The sequence below is a fragment of the candidate division KSB1 bacterium genome (assembly GCA_024655945.1).
In the GTDB taxonomy this organism is placed as follows: Bacteria; Zhuqueibacterota; Zhuqueibacteria; order JANLFK01; family Oleimicrobiaceae; genus Oleimicrobium.
In genome coordinates, this window is sequence record JANLFK010000005.1 from 26,164 (window position 1) to 41,324 (window position 15,161).

Below are 15,161 nucleotides of genomic sequence, written 5' to 3' on the forward strand. Positions count from 1 at the left end.
CTTGTCGCCAGCCCATCGCCCACCGCATCGCATCCCACGAATTGTGCACCGTAAGCCGGGAGGTGCCCCGTGCTTTTTCACTCCCACCTGTTCAGATGCACTGCCCCACCCTTCACGCGCTCTGGATAGCCCTCCAAGGTCATGCGCAGGTCGGAATGGATGATCTTGAAACCGTGGTTCAGCGCCCAGCGCAGGGCCCAATGGCTGTTTGCCGGCACCCGCAGGCAGAGCAGTTCCAGCTCCTCCCGGCGCGCGTGCACTTCGAGCAAATTGACGAGCGCAGGGAAAAGTTCCTCGCGCCACTGCTCCGGCACCACCCCGACGACTAAGCGAGCGAGGTTGCGCTGCTGTCCCATGAAGTACGCTTCGGTGTGCACCACGGCCAGCGCCAGGGCGCTCCCGTTCCGCTCCAAAAGGAAGGTCTCCCCAAAGCGAAATGTTCGCGTCTGCCGGATCAGCGGCGCGTAGTCAGTCCCCTCGGCCACGCCGTTCGCCAGTTCGGCCGCTCTGCCCAAGAAAGACCAAGAACCATGCTCATCTTCCTGGCTGAACCGCCGCACCTGGATACCCGCCCTCAACTCCGTCGCCCCGGCTCTGGCCACCGGGCGTATCAGCTCGCACGTGAGCTGTTGCGGCACGAAGCCCAGCTTCAGGTAGAAGCCGAGATTGCGAGAGCTGCGCGGCATGGTCTCTAAGCCAATCGTGGCACACCCGGAGTTCATCAGGAAATCGACGCTGTGCCGCGTGATCTGCGTACCCACGCCCCGTCCCTGCCATTGCGGCGCAACGGCGATTGGGCCTATCCATCCCGTGGTGCCGTAGAGGTGCGAGAAGGCAACACCCACTGCCGTATCACCCCGTTGGGCAACGATGCACCCAGGGGGCGTCGTGGAAAGGTACATCTCCAGCATCTCGATCCGACACGGCGGCACGTGGATATCCGCATACCCGTCCTCCTCGCGCCCCGTGGTAAAAGCCTCAGCGATGAGGCGGCTTATGGGCACCAGATCCTGCCTGAGCAACGGGCGGATGTTGACGCCCACTCTTGTCGCAGTACTCATCTGCGCACTCGCCTGATCTGCCGCAGCGTGCGCGTGCGGTAGGCATTGAAGTTAGGATCCTTGGGATTGAAGCTGTCCTGACTGACCATCCCGCTGCTATGGATGAACTGGTAGTTGCCTGCGTAGATGCCTACGTGGGTAATCCGTTCCGGGCTGGGACCGAAAAAACACAGATCCCCGGGGCGCGCCTGGCTGAAGGTGGAATCGATGGGCACCGGCTCCCCGACGGTCACCTGCATGTTGGCATCGCGCGGCAGTGCAATCCCGTGCCAGCCGAACACGATGAAGGTCAACCCCGAGCAGTCCATGCCTTTGGCTGAGGTGCCGCCCCACACGTAGGGGTAGCCTATGAAGCTCCGCGCGTCGGCCACGATGGCCTCGGGCGTGGCGACGATGTGGGCACGCAACGAGTCATAATCGGCCACAATGCTGCTGTGCACAAAGCCCACGCGTCCGTCCGGGTAGAGCACTTCGTACCAGGCACCCCGCGCGCCGACTGCCGCCAACAAATTGCCGCGCACCAGATCGCTGATCGGCCCTGCGCCTTCTCCTGGCGAGGCATACGCGCGCGCCCAATGCTCCTTGACCACCAGCAGCTTTTTGCTCTCCCACTCCCGCAACCCAGCTGCGTGCACCGGAGTTATGCTCTCGTCGGCGATCCAGCCCAAGTAGCCGTCTTCCGCACGACAGAAGTACCACCCCCGATTGCGCTTGAGCAAGTCCACTTTGTGTCCGAGCAGAACTTGATCTAAGAGTTCGGCCTTGAAGGAAGGCTCCTTGCGCAGGTCGGCGACGCTGACCCGCACGAGGCCGAATCGTTCCTCGCCCAGTTGCGGGTCGGGCAGCACCACGATGCTATCCACCAGGGGGATCTGGCCAACCCCTTGCAGCCGCGAAAGCAGGGCCTGCTTGGCTTCCGCCGAAGTGGTCTGCCCGGTGAGCACAATCCCGTTGACCCCTGGGTGTGCCTGAACCGCGTACAACGCCAGGCGCTCGTCTGGGCAAAACTCCTTTCCCACCTGCTCAACGGTCGCCTGCATCTCCGGGGTGACCGTCGGAATGCGCACGCAACCCGCAAGCAAAGCGACGGCAGCAACGATGGCTGCGCTGGCGAAAAAGCGGTCCCTTCTCACCTTCTCTCTCCTCATTTTTCAGACCAGCAGGTCAATGGGCCCCTTGCCCTGGCGCACTATCACCGGCTCCTCCCCGGTCAAATCAACTACGGTCGACGGCTCCAGCCCCAGCGGGCCGCAGTCCAAGAAAAGGTCAATGTGGGGGGCAAGCGCTTCGGCAATTTCATCGGGGTCATGAAGAATCTCACGGCCGGGCAAAGAGGCGCTGGTGCTGACAATGGGCTTCCCGAACTCTTCCAACAGCATCATGCAGATGCGGTTGTCCGGTACGCGGATGCCCACGGTCTTGCGATTGGACAGCATCATTTTGGGCACCAAGCGCGTGGCCGGGAGAACGACCGTGTAGGGGCCGGGCAAGAGCCTGCGCATAATCCGGTAAGCATGGTCAGAGACGTGCGCATACTGGGCGATGCCTTGCAGGCTCGGGCAGATGAAGCTCAGCGGATCCCTGTGCCCTTTGCCTTTTAGCCTGTAGATCCGCTCGCTGGCCTTCTTGTGGAATATGCCGCACCCGATCCCATACACGGTGTCGGTGGGGTAGCAGACCACCCCGCCGTCGGCCAGCACCGCCGCCGCGCGGCGGATGAGCCTCCCCTGCGGGTTTTTCGGATTGATGAGCAGGCGTTTCACAGCGCTTGCCTCCTTCCTGTGTGATTAACGCTTTGGCGCGCCGCCCTGCTGACGACGCTGCGCCTGTTTCTGCCGCTGGAAGTGCCCGCGGTCCTTACCATACTCCCGCTTAGGGGTAACCACCTTCTTCTGTCGGTTGTCGATCTTGCGTCCAGCCATTGCTCGTGTTCCTCCCGACGGTCTCTGCTGAGCCCCATGATCGGCTCACAGCAACGGGATGCCATGTTTGCGGCACGCCTCTCTGACGTCTTTCGGCCAAATTGCCGCCTGCACCTCGCCAATGTGCGCTTTGCGCAGATAGAGCATACACAGTCGCGACTGTCCGATGCCGCCGCCGATGGAGAGAGGCAACTCTCCGCGCAGCAGGCGCCGGTGGTAGTAGAGCATCTCTCGGCGTTGTTCTCCACAGGCCGCGAGCTGCCTACGCAAGGCGTCCTGGTCCACTCGGATCCCCATCGACGAAAGCTCCATCGCGCATCCCAGCACTGGGTACCAGACCAAGATGTCGCCGTTGAGTCCGGTCTGACCATCCATCGTGGTCGTCCAGTCGTCGTAGTCGGGGGCGCGCAGGTCGTGAGGCTGACCATCGCTCAGCGGCGCACCGATGCCCATGATGAACACCGCCCCGCGCTCCTGGCAAATGGCATCTTCGCGGGCGCGTGGCGCGAGGCCGCTATACCGCTGCGCAAGCTCTTCGGCGGTAACAAACGCAATGCGCGCCGGCAAAAACGGCGGGCCAACTTGCGGAAACCGCGTGCACACCGCCCTTTCCATGGCGCGGATGACCTTGTAGATCTTGCGGACAATGCGCTTCAGGAACGCCGGCCGCCGCTCCTCAGCGGTCATCACCAACTCCCAATCCCACTGGTCGACGTACAGCGAATGGAGATTGTCCAGCGTCTCGTTGGGCCTTATGGCGTTCATGTCCGTGTACAGCCCTTCCCCGGGGCCAAAGCCATAGTCTGCCAGGGCCAGGCGTTTCCATTTGGCCAGCGACTGCACGACCTCTGCCTCCGTGGCCAGGTCGGCCACACAGAACGAAATCGGTGCTTCCCTGCCTGTCAGAGTATCGTTCACGCCGCTATTGGCGAGCACAAAAAGCGGCGCCGTAACGCGGGTCAGATTGAGCTCCCGCGCTAAGGCTGCCTCAAAGCGGTCTTTGATGAACTTGATGGCGTGCTCTGTCTCGCGCAACCCCAGGCGCGGGAGGTAATCCGCAGGGAGCACGAGCCTTGTCGTGTCGGCCATGACGCATTCGATCTCGGACATGCGCGGTCAGCCCTCTACTGCCGCTGGCTCTGCCGAACAGCAGAGCCGTGAGGCTCCTGCCCGACATAGGGCAACAAGTCCTCATTGGCCAGCAGCCACGCCGTGCCAAACACTAAGCGAGCCACTTCGACAAGGTGTGGGAGCATCAGCTTGTCCACGTCGTCAGTGGGCTGATGATAGTCCTGGTGCAGCCCGGTGGTGAAGTTGAGCGCCGCAACCCTCCGCCAGTAGAATGGTGTCGCATCGGATGCAGGCGCCGTCTTGCGCGCGCTGTAGCGGAGTCGCAGCCCAATGCTTGCATTGGCCCTTTCCACCACGTCACGCAACCAGGGAAAATGCCCTGTGCCGTCGACCTCCACGGCGGCGGTGTCGTTGCGGCCGATCGTGTCCACGTTTAACATCGCCACCGTGGTGCGCAAGGGGAAGACGGGGTTGGCGGCGTAGTAGCGCGAACCGTACAGGCCCTTCTCCTCCCCGGCAAAGGCAACAAACACCACCGTGCGCCTTGGGGGACTCCCGAGCGCAGCAAACGCCTCAGCAATCGCAACCAAGCCTGCCGTGCCTGAGGCATTGTCGTCCGCCCCGTTGAAAACCAGCGTGTCGTTGCGCGTCCCGATGTGATCATAGTGCGCGCCAATGACGACCGCCTCGTCCCTGAGCTTCGGGTCTCCGCCTCTGAGCACGGCCACGACGTTCTGGGTGGGCAGGCGTTTCTGCTCCAGGTTCGCGCACATGTGCACCGTCACCCCAGGGACGACAAAGCTCTGGGGCACAAGTAGACTGTCGATTTCCGCCTGCAGCCTGCTCAGGGAGCGCCGGCTCGGCGCAAGCACATCTTCGGCCAGGCGTTTGCCCACGCGCATCACGATCAGAGACGCCCCCTGGCGTTCCTCCAAAGTGAACGCTGACCATCCACGCCCTAACTTTCCGGAGGATGTCCACTCGCTTGCCGGACGCTCGAAGCGGTGGTTGTTCGGGTCGGTCACCACCAGCACGCCCACGGCGCCACGAGCGTGCGCGTTCCACACCTTCTGCTGCAGGGCCGAATGCTCCGTTTCTCGCGTCCCGTCAAACACACTGCTCGAATCCTGCTCTTGCGGCTCGTGGGTGAGGACCAGCACCACTTTGCCCCGCACGTCCACTGCCTCATAGTCGTCGTAGCCGTACTCAGGGGCAGTGATGCCATAGCCGGCAAAGGCCACTGGGGCGTCCACCTCCCCGCTGCTGCTCAGGGAGAGCGGGACAAAATCCTGGCGGAGCCGGTAGACAAAGTGTTTCTCGTCCACGGTCAACACCACACTATTCGGCTCCCCGAGGCGCGCCCCTAAGAGATTGAACGGCTGGAAAAACGCCAGCAGGCCCGCTGCCCGCATGCGCGTGGCCAGGAACGCTGCGCAGCTATCCAGCTCAGGACTGGGCGTGTCCCGCCCCCGCATGCCGTCCGAGGCTAAGAAGGCAACGCATGAGCGTACGCTCTGCTCCGTGATCGCACCGAGGCCCCTCTCAGGCACCTGGCGGGGTTGGCCCCTGAGCCCACTGGCCAGCAGCAAGCTGGCCAGTGAAGCCGCCCATGCTCGAAAAATCGCTCTGTTTCTCACCTCGACTCCCGGCACCACCCTTGCCGTGCCTGCGCACCGCCAAGGACCCGACCCTTGCCCGCGTCAGCTTTGCCTAATCCGTTCGCTGCAGTCTCTCCCTGGGGCGCGATGCGCCTCCTGCCGCGGCTGCCAAAGGGGCAGTGGTGTACCTCCGGCCTACCTCCTGTTTTCGCGCTTCCTCAGAAGGAACGAATATGCGACAGTCGTCCCGGGAAGGTAAGCCAATACCTGAGGAAGTACGAGATAACCACCACCAGCAGCACGCCCATGATGAGGCCCACCAGCCCAAGCCAAAATCCCCATTGCGCCAAGGCGCGCCCTTGCACAGGAGACCTGCCCTCGGCGATGGCGCGCTCCTCCTGCTTGCCAAGCACCATGGCAATCACCCCCAAGGGCAACCAGAGACAGCAACACCAGCTGCCAAAAAGGACTGCGCACAGGCCGCAGACAAAGGCGGCCACAGCTTGCCCACTGGCACTGGTCTTTTGCACGGACTCCGGATTCTCGCTCATCTGTCCTCCCTCCGCCAAGGCGCGATTCGAACCCTCTCAGTGTTTGCAACGCTAATTTAAGTTTTGTACACGAGAAAGTCAAGCCAGAAAAGGGGCAAAGCATCAAGCGTGCCACCGGGACCTTCCGCTCACGCTCTGCCGGTTGGGTGCAAGGGGCAAGGTCATTGCCCAACGCTGGCGGGCAATGGAGCAGTCAAAGGCCGTGCTCGCGCCAGCTCTTGATCTGCAACTGGGCGGGCGATTTTCGCGCCATGGCCTCGACAAAACGCCGCGCCAGTTGCATGTTCGTAATCACCGGCACGTTATAGTCCACGGCGGTGCGGCGGATGATGTAGTCGTTGGTAAGCTCTTCTTCCTGATAGTTCTTGGGGATGTTGATGACCAGGTCGATCTTCCCCTGGCTGATGTACTGCACGGTGCTGGGCGACTTGCCGCTCAGCGGCCAGTGGAGATGGATGGAGTGCACGCCGTTCGCCTCCAAGAAGCGACAAGTGCCGCCGGTGGCGTACAGAGTAATGCCCATGCTGGCCAATACCCTGGCGCTGCCTAAGAACTCCGCCTTGCTCTCGATAGGGCCAGTTGACAGAAGAACCGACCTGATGGGCAGCCGATACCCTACCGCAAGGAGAGCCTTGAGAAATGCCTCCTCAAAATCATCGCCAAGACAGGCAACCTCTCCTGTCGAGGCCATCTCCACCCCGAGCGTGGGGTCCGCACCTTCCAGGCGGGTGAAGGAGAACTGGGGGGCCTTAACGCCCACGTACTCCAAGTCGAGCAGGGAGCGAGAGTTCTTCGGCACTTCCAGACCCATGACCACTCTGGTAGCCAGATCGATAAAGTTCACCTTGGCGATCTTGGACACAAATGGAAAGCTCCGTGAGGCGCGCAGGTTGCATTCGATGACCTTGACCTCGTTATCCTTGGCCAGAAACTGAATGTTGAAAGGTCCGTTGATACGCAGGGCCTCGGCAATGCGGCGCGTGATGTGCAGCACCCGGCGCATGGTCTCCAGATAGGTGCGCTGCGGCGGCAACACGATGGTGGCATCCCCCGAGTGTACACCGGCGTTCTCCACGTGCTCGGTCACCGCGTACACAACCAGCTGCCCATCCTTGGCCACCGCGTCGATTTCGATCTCTTTGGCGTTCTCGAAGAACTTGCTGATGACCACCGGGTGGTCGACGGACACCTCAGCGGCGCGCTCTAAGTAGCGGGCAAGTTCGGCGTCGTTGGAGGCCACGCTCATGGCCGCGCCACTCAGCACGTAGGACGGTCGCACCAAGACGGGGTAACCCACCGTTCGCGCAAACTCCTGGGCCGAGGCCAAGCTCTCCAGTTCCTCCCATGCAGGCTGGTCGATGTCCAGACTGTCCAAGAGGGCGGAAAACTTGCGCCGGTCCTCGGCCTGATCAATGTCCACCGGTGAGGTGCCCAACACGCGCACGCCCGCGCGATGGCATTTCATTGCCAGATTGTTCGGGATCTGTCCCCCTGCGGAGATGATGACCCCGAGCGGGTTCTCCTTCTCGTAGATATCCAGCACGGTCTCGAAGCTCAGCTCGTCGAAGTACAGGCGGTCACACTCGTCATAGTCGGTGCTGACGGTCTCGGGATTGTAGTTCACCATGATAGTGCGGTAGCCCAACTGGCGCAGGGTGTGGACGGTGCTCACACAGCACCAGTCGAATTCCACTGAACTCCCCACCCGATACGCGCCGGAACCCAACACCATCACCGCCTGCTCGTGGCCTGCGGGGACGTCATCTTCGCTGCCGTTGTAGGTGAGATAGAGGTAGTTGGTCTGCGCGGGATACTCGGCCGCCAAGGTGTCGATCTGCTTCACCACCGGAACGATGCCGCGCCGTTTCCGCAACCCACGAACCTGGGCTTCGCTCAATCCGGTGAGGCGGGCTATCTGGAGGTCGCTGAATCCGTGCTGCTTTGCCCGACGCAGCAGCGCCGCAGAAACTGCGCTCTTGGTCCGGCTGAGCTCACCTTCGATTGCAACGATATTGGCAATCTTGTGCAAGAACCAGGGGTCGATGTGGGTGAGCTCGTACACACGCTCCACAGAGAGACCGGCCCTCAGCGCCTCGGCGATGGCAAACACCCTGCGATCGGTGGGCTCGCACAGCTCTCTCTTCAAGTCCGCAATGGGGTGCCAGCAGTTGGCGACCAGTCCCACCGCGCCGATTTCCAACATGCGCAGGGCCTTTTGCAGCGCCTCCTCGAACTTGCGGCCGATGGCCATCACCTCACCCACCGACTTCATGCCAGAGCCAATTCTGCGGGAGACCATGCGGAATTTGCTCAGGTCCCAGCGCGGCACCTTGACCACCACATAGTCCAGAGCCGGTTCGAAGCACGCCTTCGTCACCTTGGTGATGGAATTCTCCAAGTCGGTGAGGCTGTGCCCCAGCGCCAACTTCGCGGCCACGAACGCCAAGGGATAGCCAGTCGCCTTGGAGGCAAGAGCAGAACTGCGCGACAGGCGGGCATTGACCTCGATGACGCGGTAGTCTTCATCGCGCGGATGGAGCGCAAATTGGATGTTGCACTCCCCCACAATCTTGAGGTGCCGAACCACTTTGATGGCCACTTCGCGCAAGAGGTGGTACTCACGGTTGTTGAGGGTTTGGCTCGGCGCGACCACAATGCTCTCACCGGTGTGGATGCCCATGGGGTCAAAGTTTTCCATGTTGCACACGGTAATGCAATTGTCGAAGTGGTCGCGCACCACCTCGTACTCGACCTCTTTCCACCCGTCCAGAAATTCCTCGATAAGCACCTGCGGGGTGAACGCAAAGGCCTTGCTGGTCCGCTCGCGCAGGGCCTCTTCATCCACGCACACGCCGGAGCCAAGTCCACCCAGGGCATAGGCCACCCGTACCATCACCGGATAGCCAATGCTCCTGGCCACGCTCACCGCTTCCTCGGTAGAGGTGACCGCCTGGTTGCACGGGGTCTTGACGCCAATGCCGGTCAGGCACTCCACAAAAAGGCCGCGGTCCTCGGTGCGGCGGATCCCTTCCACCGAGGTACCCAGCACTGCGACCCCGAGCCGGTCGAGCACCCCTTCATCGTGCAGGCGTAAGCCGCAGTTGAGGGCCGTCTGCCCCCCGAAGCCAAGCAAAATACCATCAGGGCGCTCTTTCTCGATCACCTGCGTGACGAACTCCGGAGTCACCGGCAGGAAGTAAACCTCGTCGGCAAGATAGTCCGAAGTCTGGATGGTGGCGATGTTTGGGTTCACCAGAACGACGGTGACCCCCTCCTGCTTGAGGGCCTTGATGGCCTGGCTGCCAGAATAGTCGAACTCGCCAGCCTCGCCAATCTTCAGGGCCGAGCTGCCCAGCACGAGTACCTTTTTGGGAAGAGCGTTCACAACAGCCCCACGAATTCGTCAAAGAGAAAGCCTGTGTCCACCGGCCCAGGGCAGGCCTCGGGATGGAACTGCACTCCCATGAATGGCTTCGCTCGATGACGCACACCCTCGTTGGTACCGTCGTTGGCATTCACGAACCACGGCTCCCACCCCTCGGGCAGGGTGCGCGTGTCCACCGCATACCCATGGTTCTGCGAAGTGATGAAGCACCGCTTGGACCCAACCTCGATACACGGCTGGTTCTGGCTGCGATGCCCAAATTTCAGTTTGTAGGTGTTCGCCCCGGCCGCGAGCGCAATGAGCTGGTTCCCGAGACAAATGCCGAGCACGGGCTTTTCCCCTTCCAGCACCTTGCGGAGGGTGTGGATAGCGGCACGGGCCATCTTGGGGTCACCAGGGCCATTCGACACCACCACCCCGTGGTAGTCTTCGCGGGAGAGGTCATAGTCCCAGGGCACGCGGAGCACGCTCACCTTGCGGGCCAATAAGCTCCGCAGGATGCCGTGCTTGCAGCCGCAATCAATGAGCACCACCCGCTTGGTTCCGTCGCCGAGAAGCTGCGGCTCCTGCACGCTGACCCTGGCGACCAAGTTCTCCTTGTTTGGGTCCCAAAGGGCCGGCTCTCGCCCAGCTCCCACCACCAGCTTGCCCGGCATCGTCCCCTTTTCCCGCAGGCGTTTGGTCAACATGCGCGTATCCACCCCGAAGATCCCCGGCACCCCTTCAGCGCGAAGCCACTCGTCCAAAGAAAGAGCACTGTCCCAATGGCTCGGCTGGTCACAGAGTTCGGAGACGACCACGCCCGACACGTGAATGCGCTGGGACTCGAACTTTGCGGAGACAGGGCCGCGGGGCTCATCACCTGGCACACCGTAGTTCCCCATCGGGGGGTAGGTGAACACAAGGATCTGCCCGCTGTAGGAAGGGTCGGTGAGCGACTCCGGGTAGCCCACCATGCCTGTGGTGAAAACCACCTCGCCGGCGGTGGAACCGGCGGAGCCGAAGCCCCATCCCGACATCACGGTGCCGTCTTCAAGAAGTAGTTTCGCCTTGTGTCTCTCCATTGCTCCCAGCAACAGGTAGCCAAGCCGCTCGTTCTTGCGTCTGCATACGGCAATGGCGTCCCCATGCGGACGCCATTGCGGTCCCTGCCCGTTGCACACCGCACAATCACACCTGGTGCGCCCCAGCTCCTGGTCGCATGCGTCCCTGCCTCACGGGCCGAGGAAGGACCGCCCGCCTACTCCACCAGCACCAGGGAAACCAGATCATAGCACGCATCTGCGGAGGTGACCACCTCCAACGAGAGCCCTACGTTGCGCACTGTCGCATAGACGTCGATGCCGCAGGCTTCCATGGCCGGCCGCGCCAGCCGCGGATGCGAGCATGGCTTGGTGACGTCGCATTCGTCGCACAGCGGACATGGGCCCGCGCCCAACGCGAAGGCCTTGTAGTAGCCGTCCAAGAACAAGCGCCGTTCCAACTCCGCCACAAGCCTGCGCCCGAGCAGTCGCACCTTCTCTTCGCCCTCTGCCGGGTTGCGGTCGAAGCGCAGCAACAGCCCCCGCTGGTATTCCGCCAGCCAGCGACGAGTCACCTCCGGCGTGGGGCTATGAGGCGGGCAGGTAAGGCAGGCGCCGTAGCCCCCGCACCCGTACTGGCACTTCAGGCGCACCCATTCGGCCACGCTCACCGCCGAGACGGGAATCTCGAGACACGCCGTCGCTCCGCCCTGCAGGGCTTGCTGTACGTATTTTTCCATCCCTCCACCCGACACATTTCAGGGAAGGCCAAAGCGAGCCCAGTACTCGGTCGACAGGGCCCTGAGGCCAGACCTCGGCCTACGCCAGCAGGTCTGCCTCCTCTGGCAACGCGCCAACCAGCTCAAGCTCTGAGGCTGCGCTGACCGGAACCGTGCGCGATCCCGGCTGCCGATAGCGGAATATGCACCCTTCGTAGTTGCGGAGCACCACCTCGCGTTCATCCATGGCCACGACGTAATGGGGCAGGAGCGGAATCTTGCCACCACCGCCAGGGGCATCGATGACAAAGTGTGGCACCGCCAAGCCGGAGGTCCAGCCCCGCAGCGCCTTGATAATCTCCAGCCCTTTCTCTACCCGTGTGCGGAAGTGCTCCGTACCGAAAACCATGTCGGCCTGGTAAATATAGTAAGGCCGCACCCGGGCCTGCAAGAGTTTTTGTACGAGCCGCTTCATCACTTCCGGGTCGTCATTGACGCCCTTCAGCAGCACCGTCTGGTTGCCCAGGGGGATGCCCGCGTCTGCCAGACGAGCGAGCGCACGCACGGCAAGAGGCGTCAGCTCGTCGGGGTGATTGAAGTGGACGTTGACGTACAAGGGGTGGAACTTCTTGAGCAGCTTGGCGAGCTTGGCGGTCACGCGCTGGGGCAGGAAGCACGGGACGCGCGTACCAATGCGGATGATCTGCACATGGGGGATGCGCCTAAGCTTCTGCAAGACAAAGCCGAGCATTTCGTCGCTGAGCAGCAGCGGATCCCCGCCCGAGAGAATCACGTCCCGGATCTCAGGGTGCTGCGCGATGTACTCGATCCCCTCGTCGATGTACTTCATGCTGATTTTGCTCGGGTCGCCCACCTTGCGCTTGCGCGTGCAGAACCGGCAGTAGGAAGCGCACACATGCGAGATCAAAAACAGGCACCGGTCAGGGTAGCGGAGCACGATGTTGTTGACCGGCGAATCTTTGTCCTCGGCCAGTGGGTCCTGAAAAAGCTCACTGTCTTCCAGCTCGCGGACGTCGGGCACCACTTGCTTATAGAGCGGGTCGCCCTTGCTCTTTATCAACGAAAGGTAGTACGGGGTAATGCGGATCTTGAATTGGCGTTCTACTCTCTCCAGGTCCTCCAATGAAATGTTGAACTTCTTGGCCAGTTGCTCAGCGCTGGTGATGCTCCGCTGTAGTTGTCGCCGCCAGCCTTCCATGTGGTGTTTGCCCTCCTTCAGGCGTTGCGTTGAGGCGCTTGGCAAAGATCAGTCTATCGTCACCTGGACGGTAGAAATCCTTGATGCGCGCCTCCACCGTGTAGTTATTCCGCAAATAGAATTGCTGCGTTGGCAGATACTTCTTCTGCGAGGACGTGTCAATGATGATGAGGCGACCGCTCTGGCTCTTCACATACTCCTCCACGAACTGCAAGAGTTGCTTGCCGACTCCCTTGTTCTGCATGGCCGGGGCGACCGCGATCCAATAGAGGTCGAAGGTGCCCTCCGTCGCCGGCGTGGGGCCGAAACATACATAGCCTACGACCTGTCCACCCTCGGCAACTGCCGCATAGACCAGGTAGTCCTTCTGATCCTTGTTGAAGAGATAGGTGTCGATCAGTTCCATGGCCACGTTCACCTCGGCCATGGTAAACATATCTGTCTGCTGGAGGATCTCATAGACCGCGGCACGATCCTCCGGCCCCAGTTTTCTAATTGTGATCATTGCAACCCCTACTCAATGCGTGCGCAAGCAGGTGATCCACAAACTCCTCGAAGGTAATCCCCGCCGCCCTGAGGGCGCGGGCGTACCCGGCCGCCGGGGAGATGTCCGGGTTGGGATTGAACTCCAGCACGAAGATCGCCCCTTTGGCGTCTAGCCGCATGTCCACCCGGCCGTAGTCGCGGCCATGAAGCAGGTGGAACACACGCAGTGCCGTCCGCTCCAGTCGCCGCCGAAGGCCCTCCTCCACTCGTGCCGGGCACACAGCAGGCGTGCTCTGGAAGAGCGGATGGTCGGGCAACCACTTCGCTTCGTAGCTGGTAATCCGCGGGGTGTCGGCGTCCAGTACCGAAAAGTCAATCTCCGACAGCGGCAGTACCTGCGGCGGCTCGCCATCGAGCACGCTCACGTTGAACTCCCGGCCGTCGACATACTCCTCCACGAGCACCGGTTGGCGATACTTGGTCAGCAGTGCCTCCACCACCTCCGGCAGCTGCGTTGCCTCTTTCACCACCGACTGCGCGGTAATGCCGAGGCTGGCATCCTCTTGCGAAGGCTTAGCGATCGCCGGAAGAGGGAGGCAGAGGTCCGTGGGTCTCGGCACGGCGGTGTAGACATGATATGCCGGAGTGCGGATCCCCGCAGCGGCGAAGAGTCGCTTGGCCACTACTTTGTTCTGCGCCATGCCCAAGGCGAGAGGCGGATTACCCGTGTACGGCACACCCAGCAGTTCCCACACGCCTGCCACCGCCATCTCATGCTGCGCCTTCCCCTTGTAGGCCTCACACAAGTTGAAGATGACGTCGGGCTTGGCCCTGCGTACCTCCTCGATGGCCGATCCGATGTCATCCACGGCTAAGTGGGCCGGCTGGTGACCGAGACGCAACAGCGCCTGGTAGACAGCCTCCACCTCATATCTGACAGCCGCTTCTGAAACCCAGTCCGGATCGTCGTCCACTGGCGGCACCAGCTTGTCGTAGGCCACCAGCACCTTCAGCCCTTGTCGGCTCGTCCTCATGCGGCGGTCATCCCGTATCGCGCTGCGGCAATCTCCACTACGTGGTTCACCATCCGCTGGTAGCTGTATCCTGCGGTGCGCGCCGCCTTGGGGAAACATGAGTTATCCTCTGGGTTCGGCAAGATCCCCGGCAACGGATTCAGCTCCAGGATGTGCGGACGACCTGCGGCATCTGCCCGCACGTCGATGCGACACCAGTCCCGAATGTGCAGCACACGGTAGGCCCGCTTCACCAGCAGTTGGAGCTCGGCCCGCGCTTCATCCGCCAAAGGAGCCGGGCACTCGAAGATGCGCAGTGGCTGCTCGGGCCTATCCCACACCCACTTCGCCTCGTAAGAGTACAAGGGGCGCGCCCCGGCAGGAAGCTCGTCATAGACGATCTCGACGATGGGGAGCACTTCCAAGTCATCGCCGTTGCCCCAGACTGCGACGGTGAATTCACGGCCAGCGAGGAATTCCTCCACCAACACCGGTTGCTGGTACGTGGCCCAGCACTTTGCCACCTGCTGCCTCGCCTGCGCGGGCGTGTCGGCCACTGAGTCGTTGAAAACGCCTTTGCTGCTGCCCTCCGACACCGGCTTCACAATCACCGGGAACCGCAGCCCGCGCAGGTCTACTTGCTCGCCCACCTGCGCAACTCTAAAGCGCGGCGTAGGGATGCCGTAGTAGCTGAGAATCTCCTTCGCCCGCGCTTTGTTCAGACAGATGGCGAGAGTCAGAGGGCCTGAGCCCGTGTAAGGGATGCCCAACTGTTCGCACACCATGGGCACATAGGACTCGCGGAAATCGCCGAACAGCCCCTCGGCGATGTTGAAGACAAGGTCTGGCCGGTGGCGCCGTAACGCGGCCGCAGCTCGGTCGTCGCCTTCCACACCCTGCACCTTGTGACCACCACTGCGCAGGGCATCGATTACCGCCTGGATGGTTTCTTCCGAGTCCCCTTCGGCAAAAAAGTCCGGAGGGATGTCGGCCCCCGCCTTATGGCGGCCATTCCTTCGGTACTGAGCCAGAAGCCCATCCTTGCTGCTAAAGGTGACGACAATATTCATGCTTCTCTTCTGAGCTACAGGGCACACGTGCCCATGCAAGACAC

General features: G+C 62.0%; 14 protein-coding genes. All 14 read right to left on the reverse strand.

Annotated features, from left to right (window positions below):
• Window positions 1-77: 77 nt before the first annotated feature.
• The 14 genes from NUW13_08005 to NUW13_08070 all read right to left on the reverse strand — a co-directional run bounded on the left by NUW13_08005 (window position 78) and on the right by NUW13_08070 (window position 15,117).
• Window positions 78-1,061: a GNAT family N-acetyltransferase gene (locus tag NUW13_08005; GenBank protein MCR4438968.1), complete on the reverse strand. Its 984-nt coding sequence runs from the start codon at window positions 1,059-1,061 to the stop codon at window positions 78-80.
• Window positions 1,058-2,194: a C40 family peptidase gene (locus tag NUW13_08010; protein MCR4438969.1), complete on the reverse strand. Its 1,137-nt coding sequence runs from the start codon at window positions 2,192-2,194 to the stop codon at window positions 1,058-1,060. Before NUW13_08010 ends, NUW13_08005 begins: the two co-directional genes overlap by 4 nt.
• Before the next feature lie 18 nt (window positions 2,195-2,212).
• Complete coding sequence (locus tag NUW13_08015; protein MCR4438970.1) at window positions 2,213-2,824, reverse strand: L-threonylcarbamoyladenylate synthase; 612 nt, start codon at window positions 2,822-2,824, stop codon at window positions 2,213-2,215.
• Between the two features lie 24 nt (window positions 2,825-2,848).
• A complete protein-coding gene (locus NUW13_08020) occupies window positions 2,849-2,983 on the reverse strand; it encodes a hypothetical protein (GenBank protein MCR4438971.1) in 135 nt (44 codons plus the stop codon).
• A gap of 45 nt (window positions 2,984-3,028) precedes the next feature.
• Entirely contained in the window at window positions 3,029-4,072 is a 1,044-nt protein-coding gene (gene asnA / locus NUW13_08025; protein ID MCR4438972.1) for an aspartate--ammonia ligase, read from the reverse strand.
• Between the two features lie 35 nt (window positions 4,073-4,107).
• A complete protein-coding gene (locus NUW13_08030) occupies window positions 4,108-5,691 on the reverse strand; it encodes a M20/M25/M40 family metallo-hydrolase (GenBank protein ID MCR4438973.1) in 1,584 nt (527 codons plus the stop codon).
• Between the two features lie 179 nt (window positions 5,692-5,870).
• Window positions 5,871-6,203 (reverse strand): DUF4190 domain-containing protein, encoded by a 333-nt coding sequence (locus tag NUW13_08035; GenBank protein ID MCR4438974.1) that lies wholly within the window; start codon window positions 6,201-6,203, stop codon window positions 5,871-5,873.
• 193 nt (window positions 6,204-6,396) lie between these two features.
• Window positions 6,397-9,588: a carbamoyl-phosphate synthase (glutamine-hydrolyzing) large subunit gene (gene carB / locus NUW13_08040; GenBank protein ID MCR4438975.1), complete on the reverse strand. Its 3,192-nt coding sequence runs from the start codon at window positions 9,586-9,588 to the stop codon at window positions 6,397-6,399.
• Window positions 9,585-10,652 carry a glutamine-hydrolyzing carbamoyl-phosphate synthase small subunit gene (gene carA, locus NUW13_08045; GenBank protein MCR4438976.1) on the reverse strand — a complete coding sequence of 356 codons (1,068 nt, stop codon included), beginning with the start codon at window positions 10,650-10,652 and terminating at the stop codon, window positions 9,585-9,587. The genes carB and carA overlap by 4 nt, the downstream gene beginning before the upstream one ends.
• A gap of 176 nt (window positions 10,653-10,828) precedes the next feature.
• A complete protein-coding gene (locus NUW13_08050) occupies window positions 10,829-11,350 on the reverse strand; it encodes a DUF2284 domain-containing protein (protein ID MCR4438977.1) in 522 nt (173 codons plus the stop codon).
• A gap of 79 nt (window positions 11,351-11,429) precedes the next feature.
• A complete protein-coding gene (locus tag NUW13_08055) occupies window positions 11,430-12,548 on the reverse strand; it encodes a KamA family radical SAM protein (GenBank protein ID MCR4438978.1) in 1,119 nt (372 codons plus the stop codon).
• Window positions 12,502-13,053 carry a GNAT family N-acetyltransferase gene (locus tag NUW13_08060; GenBank protein ID MCR4438979.1) on the reverse strand — a complete coding sequence of 184 codons (552 nt, stop codon included), beginning with the start codon at window positions 13,051-13,053 and terminating at the stop codon, window positions 12,502-12,504. The genes NUW13_08055 and NUW13_08060 overlap by 47 nt, the downstream gene beginning before the upstream one ends.
• Entirely contained in the window at window positions 13,040-14,068 is a 1,029-nt protein-coding gene (locus tag NUW13_08065) for a D-alanine--D-alanine ligase (GenBank protein MCR4438980.1), read from the reverse strand. The genes NUW13_08060 and NUW13_08065 overlap by 14 nt, the downstream gene beginning before the upstream one ends.
• Complete coding sequence (locus NUW13_08070) at window positions 14,065-15,117, reverse strand: ATP-grasp domain-containing protein (GenBank protein MCR4438981.1); 1,053 nt, start codon at window positions 15,115-15,117, stop codon at window positions 14,065-14,067. The genes NUW13_08065 and NUW13_08070 overlap by 4 nt, the downstream gene beginning before the upstream one ends.
• Window positions 15,118-15,161: the final 44 nt, after the last annotated feature.

Excerpts from the sequence above, each read along its gene's own strand:
- NUW13_08005 (MCR4438968.1), bottom strand. The coding sequence starts at position 1,061 with ATGAGTACTGCGACAAGAGTGGGCGTCAACATCCGCCCGTTGCTCAGG.
- NUW13_08020 (MCR4438971.1), bottom strand. The coding sequence starts at position 2,983 with ATGGCTGGACGCAAGATCGACAACCGACAGAAGAAGGTGGTTACCCCT.
- asnA (MCR4438972.1), bottom strand. The coding sequence starts at position 4,072 with ATGGCCGACACGACAAGGCTCGTGCTCCCTGCGGATTACCTCCCGCGC.
- NUW13_08035 (MCR4438974.1), bottom strand. The coding sequence starts at position 6,203 with ATGAGCGAGAATCCGGAGTCCGTGCAAAAGACCAGTGCCAGTGGGCAA.
- carA (MCR4438976.1), bottom strand. The coding sequence starts at position 10,652 with ATGGAGAGACACAAGGCGAAACTACTTCTTGAAGACGGCACCGTGATG.
- NUW13_08050 (MCR4438977.1), bottom strand. The coding sequence starts at position 11,350 with ATGGAAAAATACGTACAGCAAGCCCTGCAGGGCGGAGCGACGGCGTGT.
- NUW13_08055 (MCR4438978.1), bottom strand. The coding sequence starts at position 12,548 with ATGGAAGGCTGGCGGCGACAACTACAGCGGAGCATCACCAGCGCTGAG.
- NUW13_08060 (MCR4438979.1), bottom strand. The coding sequence starts at position 13,053 with ATGATCACAATTAGAAAACTGGGGCCGGAGGATCGTGCCGCGGTCTAT.
- NUW13_08065 (MCR4438980.1), bottom strand. The coding sequence starts at position 14,068 with ATGAGGACGAGCCGACAAGGGCTGAAGGTGCTGGTGGCCTACGACAAG.
- NUW13_08070 (MCR4438981.1), bottom strand. The coding sequence starts at position 15,117 with ATGAATATTGTCGTCACCTTTAGCAGCAAGGATGGGCTTCTGGCTCAG.